This is a genomic window from Shewanella sp. 10B, assembly GCF_023475885.1.
In the GTDB taxonomy this organism is placed as follows: domain Bacteria; phylum Pseudomonadota; class Gammaproteobacteria; order Enterobacterales; family Shewanellaceae; genus Shewanella; species Shewanella mangrovisoli.
Genome location: NZ_JAMDJO010000001.1, coordinates 1,608,024 through 1,625,726, shown reverse-complemented (window position 1 = coordinate 1,625,726; position 17,703 = coordinate 1,608,024). Strand labels below are relative to the sequence as shown.

The 17,703-nt window shown below is 49.2% G+C and carries 15 protein-coding genes and 1 pseudogene; 12 read left to right on the top strand and 4 right to left on the bottom strand.

Annotation, left to right across the window (positions count from 1 at the left end; all coding sequences use genetic code 11):
- Nucleotides 1–59: 59 nt before the first annotated feature.
- Both M0415_RS06925 and M0415_RS06920 read left to right on the top strand, forming a co-directional pair.
- Nucleotides 60–539 carry a DoxX family protein gene (locus M0415_RS06925; protein WP_249554765.1) on the top strand — a complete coding sequence of 160 codons (480 nt, stop codon included), beginning with the start codon at nucleotides 60–62 and terminating at the stop codon, nucleotides 537–539.
- 70 nt (nucleotides 540–609) lie between these two features.
- Nucleotides 610–1,419 carry a DODA-type extradiol aromatic ring-opening family dioxygenase gene (locus M0415_RS06920; protein ID WP_249554767.1) on the top strand — a complete coding sequence of 270 codons (810 nt, stop codon included), beginning with the start codon at nucleotides 610–612 and terminating at the stop codon, nucleotides 1,417–1,419.
- A gap of 152 nt (nucleotides 1,420–1,571) precedes the next feature.
- Here M0415_RS06920 and M0415_RS06915 read toward each other — a convergent pair whose 3' ends face one another.
- Nucleotides 1,572–2,447 (bottom strand): 1,4-dihydroxy-2-naphthoate polyprenyltransferase, encoded by an 876-nt coding sequence (locus tag M0415_RS06915; RefSeq protein WP_088211382.1) that lies wholly within the window; start codon nucleotides 2,445–2,447, stop codon nucleotides 1,572–1,574.
- Between the two features lie 324 nt (nucleotides 2,448–2,771).
- On the opposite strand from M0415_RS06915, the gene M0415_RS06910 reads away from it, so the two are divergent.
- From M0415_RS06910 to M0415_RS06895, 4 genes are all read left to right on the top strand, one after another.
- Nucleotides 2,772–3,725 (top strand): SDR family NAD(P)-dependent oxidoreductase, encoded by a 954-nt coding sequence (locus M0415_RS06910; RefSeq protein WP_249554769.1) that lies wholly within the window; start codon nucleotides 2,772–2,774, stop codon nucleotides 3,723–3,725.
- A gap of 113 nt (nucleotides 3,726–3,838) precedes the next feature.
- A complete protein-coding gene (tesB, locus tag M0415_RS06905; protein ID WP_249554770.1) occupies nucleotides 3,839–4,705 on the top strand; it encodes an acyl-CoA thioesterase II in 867 nt (288 codons plus the stop codon).
- A gap of 1 nt (nucleotide 4,706) precedes the next feature.
- Complete coding sequence (locus M0415_RS06900; protein WP_249554772.1) at nucleotides 4,707–5,111, top strand: YbaY family lipoprotein; 405 nt, start codon at nucleotides 4,707–4,709, stop codon at nucleotides 5,109–5,111.
- Between the two features lie 668 nt (nucleotides 5,112–5,779).
- A complete protein-coding gene (locus tag M0415_RS06895; protein ID WP_249554774.1) occupies nucleotides 5,780–9,682 on the top strand; it encodes a S8 family serine peptidase in 3,903 nt (1,300 codons plus the stop codon).
- 84 nt (nucleotides 9,683–9,766) lie between these two features.
- Here the strand turns inward: M0415_RS06895 and M0415_RS06890 are convergent, their stop codons facing one another.
- Nucleotides 9,767–10,648 carry a LysR family transcriptional regulator gene (locus tag M0415_RS06890; RefSeq protein WP_011622400.1) on the bottom strand — a complete coding sequence of 294 codons (882 nt, stop codon included), beginning with the start codon at nucleotides 10,646–10,648 and terminating at the stop codon, nucleotides 9,767–9,769.
- 240 nt (nucleotides 10,649–10,888) lie between these two features.
- Between M0415_RS06890 and M0415_RS06885 the strand changes: the two genes are divergently transcribed.
- The 5 genes and pseudogenes from M0415_RS06885 to M0415_RS06865 all read left to right on the top strand — a co-directional run bounded on the left by M0415_RS06885 (nucleotide 10,889) and on the right by M0415_RS06865 (nucleotide 15,236).
- Nucleotides 10,889–12,139, top strand: coding sequence for an MFS transporter (locus M0415_RS06885; protein WP_249554776.1), 1,251 nt, complete (start codon nucleotides 10,889–10,891; stop codon nucleotides 12,137–12,139).
- 344 nt (nucleotides 12,140–12,483) lie between these two features.
- Nucleotides 12,484–12,633: a hypothetical protein gene (locus M0415_RS06880; protein WP_249554778.1), complete on the top strand. Its 150-nt coding sequence runs from the start codon at nucleotides 12,484–12,486 to the stop codon at nucleotides 12,631–12,633.
- 2 nt (nucleotides 12,634–12,635) lie between these two features.
- Nucleotides 12,636–13,553 carry an alpha/beta hydrolase gene (locus M0415_RS06875; protein ID WP_249554779.1) on the top strand — a complete coding sequence of 306 codons (918 nt, stop codon included), beginning with the start codon at nucleotides 12,636–12,638 and terminating at the stop codon, nucleotides 13,551–13,553.
- 94 nt (nucleotides 13,554–13,647) lie between these two features.
- Nucleotides 13,648–14,693 (top strand): annotated as a pseudogene (locus tag M0415_RS06870) (NAD(P)-dependent alcohol dehydrogenase).
- Between the two features lie 105 nt (nucleotides 14,694–14,798).
- Nucleotides 14,799–15,236: a (R)-mandelonitrile lyase gene (locus tag M0415_RS06865; RefSeq protein ID WP_249554781.1), complete on the top strand. Its 438-nt coding sequence runs from the start codon at nucleotides 14,799–14,801 to the stop codon at nucleotides 15,234–15,236.
- An 86-nt stretch (nucleotides 15,237–15,322) separates the two neighbouring features.
- Here M0415_RS06865 and M0415_RS06860 read toward each other — a convergent pair whose 3' ends face one another.
- Both M0415_RS06860 and M0415_RS06855 read right to left on the bottom strand, forming a co-directional pair.
- The gene (locus tag M0415_RS06860; protein WP_249554783.1) at nucleotides 15,323–15,697 is read right to left on the bottom strand and encodes a cyclophilin-like fold protein; all 375 of its coding nucleotides are present in this window, start codon (nucleotides 15,695–15,697) and stop codon (nucleotides 15,323–15,325) included.
- 96 nt (nucleotides 15,698–15,793) lie between these two features.
- Nucleotides 15,794–16,321 (bottom strand): (R)-mandelonitrile lyase, encoded by a 528-nt coding sequence (locus M0415_RS06855; protein WP_249554784.1) that lies wholly within the window; start codon nucleotides 16,319–16,321, stop codon nucleotides 15,794–15,796.
- A 210-nt stretch (nucleotides 16,322–16,531) separates the two neighbouring features.
- On the opposite strand from M0415_RS06855, the gene M0415_RS06850 reads away from it, so the two are divergent.
- Complete coding sequence (locus M0415_RS06850; RefSeq protein WP_249554793.1) at nucleotides 16,532–17,440, top strand: AraC family transcriptional regulator; 909 nt, start codon at nucleotides 16,532–16,534, stop codon at nucleotides 17,438–17,440.
- Nucleotides 17,441–17,703 lie beyond the last annotated feature (263 nt).

Sequence of the window (17,703 nt, the reverse complement as noted above, 5' to 3'; positions counted from 1 at the left end):
GCCGTTTAGCGAGGGTTCACGCTGAACAGGGGCTAAAAGAGATGAGAAATGAGGTGGTTATGTCGATAAATCAATTATGTTTAGCCAAAGGCAATGAAGATAAAACCGCGGCCGAGACTGACCCTCAAAAACTCTTTATCTGTGCCAATACCTTAAATCGTGCGGCGGTGGTGGTGACGCTGGCGATGAGCATAGTGTTTTTATTCTCGGGCATGGGCAAGTTACTCAGCGTGCCGTTTTTCCACGTGCCCTTTAGCGTAATGAATTTGCCCACGGGTTTTGGCTACTTTATCGGTGTGATTGAAGTGCTGGGCGCCATTGGCATTGGCTGGCGTGAATATCGAGTCCTGTCGGCGACCGCATTACTGTCGGTGATGATGGGGGCCATTTACTACCACTTTAATTACGAAACCACCCTGAGCGCGTTACCCGCACTGTCTTTATCTGCGCTGTTGTTTTTAATCATCAAGCTCGATGAAACCGTTGATAGATTAGTGCGTTTTCAACGTCAGCTGGTGGACATGAAAGCGGCTTTCTAATCTTAGCCACAAGGCTGGCAAGTTTCGATTTACGAGTGACAACTAACGGTTTCATCAAGAGAAGTTTATTATGACGCACGCGAATTCCGCTCTCATGCCAGTGTTATTTGTTCCCCATGGTGGCGGGCCTTTACCGCTACTCAATGATGCAAATCATCTGGAGTTAAGGGCATTTTTAGCCAAGGTTTCAGAGACTATCCCGACACCCAAGGCCATTGTGTTGGTAACGGCCCACTGGGAAGAGGCGCAGGTGACACTGTCGAGCCATCCCCATCCTGGCATGCTGTTCGACTATTATGGCTTTCCCCCTGAGGCCTATACACTTTCTTATCCTGCGCCCGGTGAGCCACAGCTTGCCGAAACCATTGCCGGTTTGCTCAAGGCGAGTGGAATCGCGGTACGGCTCGACAATCAGCGCGCCTTCGATCACGGCACCTTTGTGCCACTTAAGCTGATGTATCCAGAGGCGAATATTCCTGTGGTGCAAATGTCTTTAGTGCTGCATCTGGACCCGAGTGCTCATATCGTTATTGGCGAGGCCCTTGCTGCATTACGCTCGCAAGGGGTGTTGATTGTCGGTTCTGGCATGTCGTTTCACAATATGCGCGCGTTTTTCTCCGGCGATCCTAAGGTGTTGCCTCGCAGCCAAGGGTTTGATACTTGGTTAACCGACGTAGTGACATCAGGCGATAGCCACGCCAAGGCACAATTAATCGATTGGCAATCGGCACCGGAGGCACGTTTTAGCCACCCAAGGGAAGAGCACTTAATTCCTTTGCATGTCTGTTTTGGGGCGGCGCATTTGCAGACGCCAAAAGCCACACATCAATTTAGTGGCGTGTTATTTAACACGGCAATATCGGGTTATCTCTGGTCTTAATCTGCCCCTAAAAGCAAAAGGTTCGTCATGTTGCGTATTAAACGCATAGTGACGAACCTTTTTGTATCTTAAGCCTGGTCTATTTTACCAGCTGCCCTGTGGGCTGGTTTTTCACTCAACTCTGGGTAATCCCGAGACGTTGATATTCTCGTTTATGCGGTAAACACCAGTCCCACACTGAATAGGGTGCTGAAAATCATGGTGAGTTTTGCCGTGCGTCCTAGCAGTGGATTGAGTGCTTCACCCGATACGGCATAGAAATCGCTGCTCAGTTTACGGGCAATAAGCAGGGATAAACCCGCCAGCAGTACCGGTAAGCCCGGCAGAATGCCCAGTAAGAATCCTGCGATCACTAAACCAAAGGGCAAGTAAATTAAGGCTTGATACAAGACTTTGGCCTGTGCCTCGCCAATCCTAACCGCGAGCGTATGTTTGCCCGCTTGGGTGTCGGTGCGAATATCGCGGGTGTTGTTGACCAACATAATGGCGGCGTTAAATAAGCCAATGGCACAGCCAAGTAGCCAGGCATTCATATTGGTATCTCCCGCCTGCAGATAATAGCTGCCGACTACGGCGACTAAGCCAAAAAACACAAAGGCGGCGACTTCACCTAGCCCGTGTGATGCCAGAGGATAAGGGCCGCCGCTGTAGCCGAGGGCGCCTAAAATGGCCGCCGCCGCTAAAATAGCAATCGGCCAGCCGCCATGCCAAATCAAATACGAGCCCACGGTTAATGCTAGTACTAAGCAGAGGATCATCGCATTGCGTACTTTATGGGGGGGGATCATGCCACTCTGGGTTACGCGAACCGGACCAATACGTTCGGCGGTATCGATGCCGTTTTTAAAGTCAAAGTAGTCATTGGCGAGGTTGACGGCGATCTGCAATAGGATGGCGCACAACATCGAGGTGGCGGCAATTAACCAGCTAAAACGCTCAAGGTGCAGTGCCAGAATATTACCGATTAATAGGGGACCGATTGCCGCGGGTAAGGTGCGGGGCCTGATGGCTAAAATCCAAGGATTCATGATGTCCAGTCGTTATCTAAGAAAAGAATTGGGTAGTGAACAGCGTCATAGCATAACAAGAAATTACGTTAAAGTGAGTACTATCTAATACACGCATGTAATAGAGTTTGAATTGGCGCACAGATGTTTCGCTTTCAGGGGAAAGATTTGTCGCCAAGTTCAAAGAAAATCCACTATGCCTGTGTTTTTATATCCCCTGTGATCCACAGCCGAACATCGGTTAAGCCGATGAACTTCACCCCTATTTTTGCAATAACCAGAGCTGTGAGGTGAATGGTCAAGTGTGGCGTTCAGCGTTAATGTCAATGATAAGGATACGATAGGATGCGTTTCGATAATCAAGTGGCGTTGGTAACGGGAGCAGGCTCCGGGCTAGGGAGAGCCTATGCTATTATGTTGGCTGAGCGTGGCGCCAAATTGGTATTAGTTGACCAACCTAAGGGACGTCCATCCCAAGGTGAGGCATTGAGGGCAACTAGCTCTTCTAACTTCACTCAGGTAACTAACGTAGAACTGCAGCAAACCCATGAGGCCATTTTGAAGCTCGGGGGAGAATGCCTGTATTTTGAAGTGGATGTTAGCCAGCAGGATGACGTCAAGGCGATGCTGCATCGCCTACAGCAAGATTGGCAACGCGTGGATATTTTGGTCAATAACGCCGGGGTTTACGGCGCGTGCTCCTTCGAGCATATCCAACAAGCCGACTGGCAGCGACAGTTTGATGTGGATGTGCATGGTAGCTTTTATCTGACTCAAGCAATTTGGCCGCTGATGAAGGCCCATGGCTATGGCCGAATTTTGATGACCACAGGGGTGTCGGCGTTGTTTGGTGACTTACATCAGGTCCCGTTTAGCGCCGCCAAGATGGCCCTCGTCGGTATGGTGAACAGCCTTGCTTTAGAGGGCGAGCAATATAACATCCATATCAATAGCTTGTGCCCGCAGGCACTCACGGCCATGACCCATAAACACTTAGCGCCAGCGATTCAACCGCTATTTTCCTTTGATACGGTCACGGCGACCATGGCATTTTTAGTCAGCCATGCAGCACCGAATGGCCAACATTTACTCGCGGGGGCGGGCAGCGTGAGTCATGGGATGTTTGCCGAATTTCAGTCCATCTATTTCAGTGAGGGGCTGTGCACACCCGATAAACTGGTCAAGTACTGGCCCGAGTTGCATTATGCCTTTCCGATTAATCTGCATACCTGCGGCGAAGATAAAGTGCTGGCTTGGTCAAAACAGAGTGCCCTTGAGCATCATATTAAGATTGAGTAGTGCTTTGGGCGGCTGATGCAACAAGATGCAATAAGCTATCGACTCTCTACTGGTCAGCCCTAGTCTAACTGAGTTACCCTTGGGCATTAGTTGCTAATTTTCAGTAGGATCCCATGAGTCAGGTATTAGACGATCTCTTATCATTATTATCCCTCGAGCAAATTGAAATCGGGCTGTTTCGTGGTCAAAGCCAAGACTTAGGATTTGGGCATGTATTTGGTGGCCAAGTGATGGGGCAGGCCCTGAGCGCCGCTAAGCAAACCGTGCCATCAGAGCGTAAAGTGCATTCGCTACACTCTTATTTTTTACGCGCAGGGGATGAGAAGCTACCCATAGTCTATGAAGTTGAGAATATGCGTGACGGCGGCAGTTTCAGTGCCAGACGCGTGAGCGCAATACAAAAGGGACGGCCGATTTTTCATATGACCTGCTCCTTCCAAGAACCCGAGGCGGGCTTTGACCATCAGGCCAAAATGCCTGAGGTGCCGGGCCCTGAAGGCTTATTAAATCAAAATGAGCTGGCGATGACCTTAAGGGATAAAGTGCCCGCGCGCATTCTCGAAAAATTTATGGAAGACGCGCCGATTGAGATGCGGTTAGTCAATCCTTTGCATCCCTTCGCGCCCAAAGAAACCGAACCTTATCGCTATGTGTGGCTAAGGGCGAATGGGCCAATGCCAACGGATGCCCATATTCACGAATATTTGCTGGCCTACGCCTCTGACTTTAACTTTTTAGTCACGGCGGCTCAGCCCCATGAGGTGTCGTTTTTAACGCCGGGGATCCGCATGGCAACGATCGATCATGCGATGTGGTTCCATCGCCCGATTAATATGGGAGAATGGTTGCTCTACAGTATCGACAGTCCAACCGCCAGCGGTGGACGAGGTTACGTACGAGGCCAATTTTTTAATCAGCAGGGTGAGCTTGTCGCATCGACGACTCAAGAGGGGCTGATCCGTATGGTAAAAGGAAGTTAATATGTTGATGAAAATAAAGTTGTTTCTTTCATTCTTACTGGTGACATTTGCCTTAAGTGGCTGCGTGACGGTTCAACCCGATCCTCCGGTGGTGGTGAATGGGGCTGCGGGCTATTTGGAAAAAATTCTTCTGCCCCAAGGCAGTGAAATTACCATTGCGATTATCGATTTGAACACGCCCGGCGTCATCATTGCCCAAAAGAGCTTTAATATCGCTAGGGCGCCTGTGCCGTTTAAGTTCTTATTACCGGCGCAATCTATCGATAAACGCATTAATTACGGCGTAGTGGCCATGATCAAGTATCAGGACAAGGTGATTTTTCAAACCTATGACCGCTTCCCTGTGATTAATAATGATAAATACACCACTGAAGTACTGATGAAAGCGGTACGCACTGAGCCCTAGGCTGAATGTTTTAAAGCCTATTGGCAGGATGGTGAATGTGTTTTTTCGAAAGGGGAGTCAATCCCCTTTTTTATTGCTTGTTTTTTACTCCTTTATCTTTCTTATATCGGGCGGTCTGATTTTTATCGGATGGCCATACTCTGTATTTAGTTCTGTGTATTTCGTATGGACAATAAGTTCGCTAAATAAGTACGGCATTCGTTAAATAATATGCCTGTTATTTGTCCATGCAATCCTCTAACTCATCACAGTCTTAATTGTGAGAAATTATGTCTGCTTGAAATTATTTCATTTAAATGTAATCCGTTTTCGTCTTGATTTATCGGTTGGTAGTACTGTTTATCATCAATTAAGCAAAGGATTTATTAATGAGTGATAATGAAATTTTATTTGGTTTTTAAGCGCTTGCTAACATTCCCTTCCGCAGTATAAACCATCTCTCATTCCGTTAACCTTTAAATCATGAACATATATTGAGAATACCATTCTTATTAATTGATTTTATGGGTAATTATTCGGTTAATAAGGTGTTTCAATATGTATCATTACGTGTTAAAACGCTGCGGTAAAGTTCTCTCAGTTACAGTTGTTTTATGATGTTTCTGTACTGAATAAATATTAAAAATGGAACTTTCAGCAGTAATTTTAATATAGCGAAGGAAGCGAACATGAAAACAAAAATTGCACTAGCAGTGTCTATGGCATTGCTGTCGGCTGTGGCAAATGCGCAAACCGTATTATCGCCAACCGGTGAAACGTTACAGTTAGATATTCCAGCCGAATTATCAAATGATTCGACCCGTGGTCAATTAACCGCGGTTAACAACCAAGATGTAAAATTTATTCCTGAGCCAGATTTAGCCGAGGGAGAATATACCTATATCGTAAGATTACGTGACAGCGCCGTCGCGAATTATCAAGGGGATATTCCAGGCTTTAAGGCCACCAGCCCACAACATGTACAGTCGTCCTCACAGGCAAAAAGCACCGGTAAGACAGGCAATGTCAAACTGAACGCCGCCGCACCTGAAGTCAAAAATTACGTCAGTTTCCTCAAGGTCAAGCAAGAGCGTTTTTTAACGAGCGCCAGCGCGGCCATTGGTACCCGTCTTGAGCCGCTGACCACTTACCAATACGCCATCAACGGTGTTGCCGTGCGTATGACTCAGGCGCAAGCCATCAAATTGGCCGAATTACCTGAAGTGGTTTATATCGAACGCGAGAAAATCGAACAGCTCGAAACCGATGTGAGTCAGGCACTGATCGGCTCCCCAAAGGTGTGGGACGGTAGTGCGACGGGCACTAAGGCCATGGGTGAAGGCGTGATTGTGGCGATTATCGACTCAGGGATTAACTCTGATCACGCTTCTTTCGCCGATGTGGGTGAAGATGGTTACGATCACACCAACCCCTTAGGCCAAGGGATTTATGTGGGTGACTGTAAAACCGATTTTGCCAGCATGTGTAACGACAAGTTGATTGGTGTGCGCAGCTACCCTGAAATCACCGATATCTATGATGATGAAAAGGTTTTCGGCGCGACGCCGCCCGCTAAAAACGGCGAAGACTACGGCGGCCATGGCTCGCACGTGGCCAGCACCGCGGCAGGCAACATATTACTCAATGTTCCTTATGTTGAGGGGGAAGTGGGTAAGCTCGAAGGTTCGGGGATCCAAACTGGCTTAACGTTTGCGCAAATGTCCGGCGTGGCGCCCCACGCAAACATTATAGCCTATCAAGTCTGTGAACCTGGTGATCAAGAAGATACATACAGTGGCTGTGCAACGGCGCCGATTTTAAAAGCGATTGATGATGCGATTAAAGATGGCGTGGACGTGATTAACTTCTCCATCAGTGGCGGCGGCAATCCATGGAACAGTGCGACGGAGCAGGGCTTCTTAGCGGCGCGCAATGCCGGCATTTTTGCTGCGGTTGCTGCGGGCAACACTCGGGCAAACATCGCGCAGGTGCCTTATTCATCGTCCAAAAACGCGCCTTGGTATACCTCAGTCGCTAACTCGACCCACAATCGTGAAGTGGTACGCGAGCTGGAATTTAACGGTAAGACCTTTGAATTCACCCCAGGCTCTGGCCCTGTGCAAACCGACGTCGTGAAAGGGCTACCCGTATTTGCAGGCGCGATTGATGCGACCAATGTGGAAGGCTGTAAAGTGTTCCCTGCCGATGCCTTTAAAGACAAAATTGCCGTTATCAAACGCGGTTCATGTGATTTCGCTACTAAAGTGTCGGGTGCATTAACCGCGGGCGCTAAAGCGGTGATTGTGTACAACCGTGATGGTGAAGGCAATGCGCGTTTAACCATGTCGGCATTGGAGAAGTTAAATGTCCCTGCGGTATTTATTGGTAATACCGATGGCGTAGCCTTACTCGAGGCCATGGCCGCCAATCCTGCAGTGGAGCTAACCTTAACCCCAACACCGCAAGCGATTAGCCGTGAGGCCGATGTGTTATCTGCCAGTTCACTGATTGGTCCAAATGCGACCAATGATGTGATTGTGCCTTCGGTGGCCGCTCCTGGCTCAGATATTTACGCAGCTTATGCTGATCAACAATTTGGCCATGATAAATCGGGCACAAATCCTGCCGACTTTACCTTGATGTCGGGCACGTCAATGGCAAGCCCCCATGTTGCAGGTGCTGGCGCGCTGTTAAAGTCACTGCACAAGGATTGGACGCCGGACAATATCCGCTCCGCATTAATGCTAACTGCAACGACCGCGCAGGCGATGAAAAAAGCCGATGCTAAAACTGTTGCCGATCCGTTCGATGTGGGCGCTGGCCGTATTCGTGTCGATTTAGCGGCTAAAACCGGTTTAGTGATGGACGAAAGTGCCCTGAACTATGAAATTGCCAACCCAGTCGTGAACGGTGACCCACGTAAGTTAAACGTGCCTAGCATGGCCGATTCTCGCTGCGTGAATACCTGTACTTGGACCCGTACCGTAACCGCAACTCAAGATGGTAGCTGGACGGCGAAGGGCCAAGCGGTGACCGATAAGTTAGCAGTAACTGTATCGCCTGAAAGCTTTACCCTGAAAAAAGGCGCGAGCCAAACCATTACCGTAACTGCCGATGTGACGCAAGTGGGCGCAGATTGGGGCTTTGGCAACTTAGTGCTTGAGTCGGCCAGCTTCCCAACGGCGACTATGCCGATTGCCGCTAAGATTGGTAAGCGTAATCTGCCCAATTTGGTGAATATTGAAGCGACCCGTAATGCGGATGAAATCAATCTTGAAGGCTTAAAGGCGGTGGATTTTACCAGCGTTGGCGCCGAAGTGTCGGGCCTAAAGCTTAGCCAAACCATTGAGTCAAGCGTGAAGCAAGACTCGAACAATGCCTCATACACTGATGATCTTGCCGATGGGGTCAAAGTGTTTAAATTTGACGTGAATGAAAATGCACTGTATTTCCGTGCATCGATTAGCTACACCACATCGCCTGATCTCGATATGTACGTGCTACTCGATAAAAACGATGGTAGTAAGCTTGTGCGAGTGGCTTCATCGGCAAAAGACGGTTCAGAGGAAAGTGTCTTACTCAATAATCCTGTTAAAGGCACTTACTATGTGTTTGTGCAAAACTACAGCGCCTCATCCCCGACGGCCGATGACGTGTTTGGTTTGAAACAATTGACCTTCTACAACAACGAAACCGCGGGGGATAACCTAACGGCGACGCTTTCTGGCGATACTAAAGACTTCGACGTCAAGCTGGCGTGGAAGGACGCGCTCAAAGTGGGTGACGATGGGTTAGCCATGCTGACCCTCACCACGGGTGATGACAAAGTGGCCCCAGTGAAGTTACCCGTTATCTTTGAACGTGTTGGTGATGATGTGCTATCGCCTCTGGGCAATGCGCTAAGTGGTCAGTTGACACCGGGCGTGGCTAAGGTGATGAAAACCCGCATCGAAGCCAACAGAACCCAAGAAACACGTGTGTATAACTTAGAAGCTATGCTGCCTGAAGGCCATGAAGTGGCTAACATCAGCCATGACGGTAAGCAAGATGGTAATAAGATCACTTGGACGGTCGAGATGCCATCGGGCGCTGACGCGAAAGACATCAGCTTTGAGTTGGTTCCACGCAAGGCGAGTGTCGATAATCAGTTAAGCCTGACAAACAAGGTCAACAATGCCTCGTCAGAAACCCTGACTCAAAGTTACCTGTTTGATGTGTCTGAAGTGGCGCCAGTTGCTAAGGTTGAAGCGCCAACCACAGTCCAAGAAGGTAAGCCGCTGTTTATCGATGCGAGCAAATCATCGGATGCGAACAACGATCCACTGACCTACAAGTGGACGCAGTTAGGTGGCACCAGCTTTAATTTTGACCCAGCAGCGGCCAAATTAAACTTAGTGGCGCCAAGTGTGAATGGTGCGGCACAAACGGTGTCATTCCAACTGACGGTATCCGATAATCACGGCAACAGCGATTCGAGCTTAGTGTCGGTATCGGTTACCGATACTCCGCCGAAGAAGGATGACGGTGGTGCTTTAGGCTGGTTAAGTTTATTACTGCTGCCATTTGCCTTTGGTCGCCGTAAACAGCGCTAATTTGCGATGAGTAAAATGATTTCACCTTAAGCGTTAGGTGACGCATTAAAAGGGCCGAGCAATCGGCCCTTTTCATTGCTTGTGTTAGCGGTTTTTCATTAAAAATTCCACAAAGGCGCGGTCGGCTTGGCTGACGGGGCGCTGCTTTTTCCACGCAATGTGCAGATTTAAAAACACCGGTGGGTCAAAGGGCTTGGCGAGAATATCGTCTTTTGGACTGATGGCCATTTCGAGCACGCTGGTGATCCCAAATCCCTGGGAAACAATCTGTTTAATTAAGTTAATCAGGTTAGTCTCAAAGGCGATATTGGGCTTTTTACCCAGCTCTTTGGCCTGGGAGAGGATCCATTCACGGTGGAAATAGCCGGTTTTAAACATGACTAATTCATGGTCAAAGAAGTCGTTGAGGCTGACCGCAGGGTGATCGGCGAGCGGGTGCTCGGCACCCATGGCGATGACCATCTGCTCACGGATCAACAATTGGCTATCGAAGTCACTCTGCAGATCTTGTGCGGTAATGATGGCGATATCCACTTCTTCCTGCTGTAACATCCGCAGCGCGTCACGGGTTCCGCCTTCGAACAGTGACAGCTTTAACTCGGGATATTGATGGCGAAACGCCATAAGTCGAGAGGGCAGATAGAAGGAGCCCAGCATGCCCGGCACCGCGATCCGCACTTCCCCTGAGGTGAGGTTCGCCATGGCGCGGATTTGTGCTTCGGCCTGTTTGATTTGTTTTAGGATCAAAGTGGCATGTTGATGCAGTACTAAGCCTTCGGCGGTGAGCGCGAGGTGCTTGTCATTCTTATTGCTGGTGCGATTAATCAGTGTCACCCCAAGCGACTGCTCGAGCCGTTTAATGCTTTGGCTTAGGGCAGGTTGCGCCATATTGAGCTTCTTGGCCGCGGCGGTAAAACTGCCAGTATTGGCCAGTGCATCTAAATGTTTAAGTTGGCGTATGTCCATGATGATTCATCTTTTATGCTGGATTGTATCTATGTTCGAGAGCACTGTGCTCTAAGGGTTAATCATGCGCTACAACCCTGTACTGTCGTATCTCGCATGGCTTGGCCGATAACAAGACGTATCGCAACTGTTATCTATAACAAAAATCAATAATTTCAATATAAATTATCTATTATTGTTATGTTATGCCCAGTGCTAATCTTTGTCTATCCTGAGAGTGATGCGTTATCGAGGCCAAAAGTGCAAGCCGTGTTAGACACTATTATCGACAGTAAACAACGTGATACCCGACTAATGTGGGCCCTGTGTGTGGCTTCCGTGGTGGTGTATATCAATCTGTATTTGATGCAGGGCATGTTACCGCTGATCGCCGAGCATTTTGCGGTATCGGGCTCACAGGCAACCCTTATCCTCTCGGTCACCAGCTTTTCGCTGGCGTTTTCGCTGTTAATTTATGCGGTTGTGTCCGACAGAATTGGCCGCCACACGCCGATTGTCGTGAGTCTCTGGCTACTGGCGCTGTCGAATCTGCTGTTGATTTGGGCAGGGGATTTTAATGCTCTGGTCTACGTCCGCTTTTTACAGGGCGTGCTGTTAGCGGCGGTGCCCGCCATTGCCATGGCCTATTTTAAGGAGCAACTCTCGCCAAGCACTATGCTCAAAGCGGCGGGCATTTATATCATGGCCAACAGTATCGGCGGGATTGTCGGCCGGTTACTGGGCGGGGTGATGTCGCAGTTTTTATCTTGGCAAGAGTCCATGTGGCTGCTGTTTTTAGTCACGCTTGCGGGCGTTGCCTTAACCAGTTATTTATTGCCTTCAGGCGCCGATGCGCAGGCGGTATCGGGCGGACAAAACACCTCGCCAACACTGTCAAAACGGGCACGTTTATTACAGGATATTTATGGCTTTAGTCATCATCTAACCGATCCGCAGATGCGTTTAGCCTATGCCATCGGTGGGATCACTTTTATGATGATGGTGAATCAATTTAGCTTTATTCAGCTGCATTTGATGGCCGCACCCTACGAGTGGAGCCGTTTCCAAGCGACGTTGATCTTCCTGTGTTATTCCAGTGGTACCGTGGCCTCTTATTTTACCGCCAAGTGGTTGGCCAAATTTGGTCAGCACAAGTTATATCAATGGTCTTGGTGTTTGATGTTGCTGGGCAGTTTATTGACCCTGTTCGATACGCCAGTCACGATTAGCCTAGGCTTTTTGATGACGGCCTGTGGCTTTTTCTTAACCCACAGCTGCTGTAACTCCTTTGTGGCGATGCGCGCGAGTCGCGACCGCGCTAAAGCCACCTCACTGTATCTGTGTTGCTATTACTTAGGCGCCGCGCTGGGCGGGCCTTACCTGATGCTGTTTTGGCATAAAGCCGAGTGGCAGGGAGTGGTGATTGGATCATTAACTCTTCTTGCATTAATCGCCTTAGCTATCGGTCGCTTGCGTTATCACCAGACCCAGATGAGCCGCGTGACGCTCTAGTTTGCTAGGCCCGTTGGCGCAGCTCTTCGCCACAGATTCAATATTTGATGAACGCTTAGGCCAACGACTCCCCGTTGGCCTTTTTGTACACCTAATTTGCCCTTGCAGGTATTCGCGTTAAACCGATACATACAGCCGAGCGCGACATTTCTGCTGCCTTATCTGGCATCCATTTCCTCATCTCTCATTGCGCAATTTCCGCATTTTTGGAGTTTTAGGCAAGTAACCACGAGTTTCATGGCTTCAATATCGTGGTCGTTTTGTCGACAATTTCAGCATGAGTTGCCGCGACAATTAACTCATCTCGCTTAAGCGACATGTCTGTTCCCTATTAAGGGCTGAATATGAAGGCATCAAACGGCGCGCAGTCTTTGGCGGCAATGCTGATAACGGCATTGTTGATAAATACCAGCTTGTCGGTCTTTGCGGCAACATCGGGCCATCATGGTGATTTATCCCATGGTGCTAACAATTTTATCGGAGTGAAACCCTGACTATGCAAAAAGTAACTTTTCCAAATCAATACAAGATGAATGTCACGGGCAATCTTTATTTGCCTAAGGATATGAAGGCAGGCGAAAAACGCGCCGCCATTATCGTAGGCCACCCTATGGGTGCGGTAAAAGAACAAAGTGCAGTGCTCTATGCCCAGCAACTGGCCGAACGGGGTTTTGTGACCCTGGCTATCGACTTATCCTTTTGGGGTGAGAGTGAGGGCAATCCCCGCAATGCCGTGCTGCCGGACATGTACGCCGAAGTCTTTAGCGCCGCGGTAGACTTTCTGGGCACCAGCGAGTTTGCCGACAGAGAGCGCATTGGCGTGCTTGGGATCTGTGGTAGCGGTGGTTTTGCCATTAGCGCCGCGAAAATTGATCCACGCATGAAAGCCATTGCCACCGTCAGCATGTATGACATGGGCGGATTTAGCCGTCATCTGTATGGCAAGTCGTTGACCTTAGCGCAGCGCAAACAAATGATCGCCGAGGCGGCTGCGCAGCGTTATGTGGAGTTTAGCGGTGGTCAAACCCAATACACTGGCGGTACGCCCCATGAAATCGATGAAAACTCTCACCCCATTGCCAAGGAGTTTTATGACTTCTATCGCACCCCAAGGGGAGAGTTTACGCCAGCGGGATCATCACCTGAGCTGACGACGCATCCGACCCTGAGCAGTAACACTAAGTTTATGAATTTTTATCCATTTAACGATATTGATTCGATTTCTCCGCGCCCCTTGTTATTTGTTGCTGGCGATGAAGCGCACTCACTGGAGTTTAGCCAAGAAGCCTACAGCCTCGCAGCAGAGCCTAAAGAACTCTATCTGGTAAAAGGTGCTGGCCATGTTGACTTGTATGACAGAGTGAACCTGATCCCCTTTGATAAGTTGACGCAATTTTTCACTCAGTATTTGTAATTTAGCTCACGGGTCAGCGCTTTTGCTGGCCTTGATGATTTCTCGCAGAGGCGTGTCATTTTACGTTTCTGCCTCAATCCACAGGGGATGAAATATGCAAACCATTGGATATGCCGCAGCGTCGGCGCAAAGCCCGCTAGAACCTTATCACTATGAGTGCCGTGAATTACGCGACAACGATGTCGCTATCGAAATTCTCTATAGCGGCGTCTGCCATAGCGATTTACACACAGTGAAAAACGATTGGGGCTGGACGGTGTATCCCACTGTGCCTGGCCATGAAATCGTTGGCCGCGTGGTGCAAGTGGGCAGCCAAGTGAACAAATACAAAGTAGGCGATCATGTCGCTGTGGGCTGTATGGTCGACAGTTGTCAGGAATGTACTCACTGTCATCACGGTGAAGAGCAGTTTTGTGAGCAGGGTTTTACCCAAACCTACAACAGTGTCGATAGGCACACCCAAGAGCTTACCAAGGGCGGCTATGCCAAGCAATCGTCGTGCGCCAAGAGTTTGTGCTGAGCATTCCAGCATCGCTCGACCTTGCTAAAGTCGCGCCCTTACTCTGTGCGGGGATCACTACCTATTCGCCCTTAAGAACCTGGAACGTCGGGCCTGGCAGTCAAGTCGCTGTCATTGGTATGGGCGGTTTAGGCCATATGGCGATCAAACTTGCGGCCGCGATGGGCGCCCATGTTACTGTACTGAGCCGCTCGGAAAGTAAGCGTAGCGATGCGCTCGAACTCGGTGCAGGTGACTTTTTGATCTCTTCAGATCTTGAGCGCATGCAGCAAGCCGCTAATCGCTTCGAGCTTATCATCGATACAGTGCCAACAAAGCATGACATTACCCCATACCTGCCGTTATTGAATGTGGATGGCACGCTCACCTTAGTCGGTCAAGTGGGGCCGATTGCCGAAGTGAATACTGTGCCTATGGTGATGGGACGTCGCCGCATTGCCGCCTCACTCATTGGTGGCATTGCCGAGACCCAAGAGATGCTCGATTTCTGCGGCCGGATGAACATTTTGCCAGAGGTCGAGATGATCAAAATGGAGCAGATTAATGAAGCCTTCGAACGGCTGGAAAAATCCGACGTGCATTACCGGTTTGTGATCGATATGCAGGCATCTTCCTTCTAGGCTTAAGAAGATTATCTCATTTGTTAAAAGGGCGGTTTGCGGACCATTCCCCATGCCGCCTCAGTTTTAAATCAGTTTAAGACAATGTCAGTAAAGGAGTTTTTAATGAATACCTTAGAAACCGCATCTATGACACTGATCCCCGCAGGAACACAACAACCGATTAAGGGGACGAGTGAATGGTTTACCGGCGAGGTGGTGATCAGCAGCTTATTTAATGCGCCGCCACCCGCGCGGGTGGGTATGGCCGTAGTGAATTTTTCAGCGGGCGCGCGAACCCATTGGCATAGCCATCCACTCGGGCAAATGCTATTGGTCACCCAAGGTGAAGGCTGGACCCAGTGTGAAGGTGGTGAGCGCACTACAATTCGCCCAGGGGATTTGATTTGGTGTAATTGTGGTAAGCGTCATTGGCATGGCGCTACGGCATCATCTTCCATGCAGCATGTGGCCGTTCAAGAGGCGCTTGAGGGGAAAGCGGTCGATTGGTTTGAACCTGTCACTGATACTGTGTACTTAAATGGCGACAGTGTCGGCGAGTAACTCAATCACTGGCGAAAGTGCTCGGAATTAAAAGAAAAAGGCGAACTCAGTGTCGCTTTTTTTGCTTTATGTTTTGCTTTATATGGTTAGGGCTGTTTATCGAACACCACCTCGAGATCTTTGCCGCTAAGCAGTTCGACAAATTCATCACTCATCTCTTTACTCGTCTGGTTACTAAGAGTGCCGAGCGGAATTAAGCCATCGGCATAGCCGTAGTCCCTATAGAACAAGGCTAAGTTACCCCAAGGGGCGTAATAGGTGATATCTCCACGTTTAGCGCTGGTGCCTTTTGGCGCCTGTGCTTTGGTGAGCTTTGGCTCGACCATGGCGATTTTTTCGGTATTGGCATAGTCCTTAAGCGTGAGTCTTAGGGGTAAGCGGGCGTAGAAATCCTTTGCCGTTGGATTATCGAGGAGGGTAAATCGATATGCTTTGCCGTTTGCGGTCATACTAATGTTCATCGAAGTCTCCTTAGATTGCGTCATGGCGTTTGTAGCTTGCTTTGGTTTAACTTGCTTTGGTTTAGCTTGCTTTGGCGAAGAGTCGCTAAGCTTGATTCAGGGCTTGTCATATTGTGCTGGGGAGACACTCTCTAACCATGTGACCACCTTACCCGCCTTGGCTTCTTGTATGGCGATATGCGTCATGGATGTGCTGCTCGTCGCACCATGCCAATGTTTGACATTCGCAGGGATTTGCACCACATCCCCTGGCTGGATTTCAAGGCGTGTTTGACCTTCTTGCTGCACCCAGCCCATTCCAGAGGTGACGATTAAGGTTTGCCCCACGGGATGGGTATGCCAATGGGTGCGACTGCCTGGCTCAAAGGTAACTAAGGCGCCAGATGCGCGACCTTCGCCCTTGGCCTGAAACAAAGGCTCAACGCGCACTCGGCCGGTAAAATAGTCTTCGAGCCCCGTCGCAGGGAGCTGAGTGCCATTGCGGGCAATACTGATTTGCTCTGCAGCAATCGCTGTTTTAGGCATTATCTCTGATACAGGCACTGATACAGGCACTGGCTCTGTTGCCTGCACCCCAAGCGTTAACAATAGCAGGGAGCCTAATCCAAAATGCATGGGTTTCATCGATTTTCTCCTTTATTCAATGGCTAAAAAATCACTTATTCGGATCCCTTATTCTTGCCACTTGCAGGCGCGCAGGGTAGTTCATTCGTCGGTAATGCTTGCCTAATTCTCCAATTGTTAGGCATTTCGTATGCTAACGAGTTAGGTAGCGAGTAAGATAAATTCAGATGACCGAGTGCCGACTGTTACTGATAAAAATTGGTGAAACTGATGAGCGAGATGCAAATGATGAATGGTTTTTCCCAAGAGCTTGCCGACAATGTGGCCAAAAGAACCCTTGGCGTCGAATGGGCATCATCTGAGGTCGAGGGGCTCGAGTTTTATCGGCAGAATGCACCCACCTCCAATTCGGTCTGTATTGTCGAGCCAAGTATTGCGCTCGTGGTGCAAGGGAAGAAGAGCATGACCTTGGGGGAGCAGGTATTGATCTACGATCCGAGTCGATTCTTAATCACCTCTTTAGAGTTACCCGCCACCATGCAAGTGTTAGAGGCCAGTGCTGAAAAACCTTACCTCGGTGTCGTGCTAAAACTCGATTTGGCGGTGATGAGTGACTTAATGTTGCAAACGACCTTGGCGAGGCAAAAGGATACAGTTACCGAACAAGGCATGATTTTAGGCCATTCTACCCCAAGCTTATTGAATGCTTTCAGCCGTTTAGTCGCCTTACTCGATGAGCCTGAGTCGATTCCTGTGCTTGCGCCTCTGATTAAAAGAGAGATTTTTTGGCGAGTGCTTATCAGTGAGCAGGGCGCTCGCTTAAGACAAATCGTGTCGGCGGGCAGCCATGGTTTACGCATCGCGCATTCTATCGAGTGGCTTAAGATGAATTTTGCCCAACATTTTAGCATTGATGATTTAGCCGATATGACCCGAATGAGTAAGTCGACCTTTCACCATCATTTTCGCCAATTGACCTCGATGAGTCCGCTGCAATATCAAAAACGGTTACGCTTGATGGAGGCTCGCCGATTGATGTTAAGCGAGAGTATAGATGCTGCTGCAGCCGCTTATCGTGTGGGTTATGAGAGTCCATCGCAATTTTCCCGCGAATACTCGCGCCTGTTTGGCAATTCCCCCAAACGAGATGTCGATATCCACTGGTTATCATCGACCTGACCTAAGCAAGTAAGCTAGGCACGATAACCTAGAGTCACGGATGTGGGATAAGCGACAGGCTTAAGCACGACTGGTTACATGGCTTGGAGTCAGTCGTATCGAACAGGCAATTGTGAGAGCAAAGGCCTGAGTGTGTAAGTTATTCGTAACAAACCAAATCGTTTAAATGATTTATTATGTGCGCTGCCTCATGGTAGGCTTACTTACTCAAGAGACTGCTAAAGTGGCGAGAGCCACAGACTGGATTTGATGTCAGTCCATCC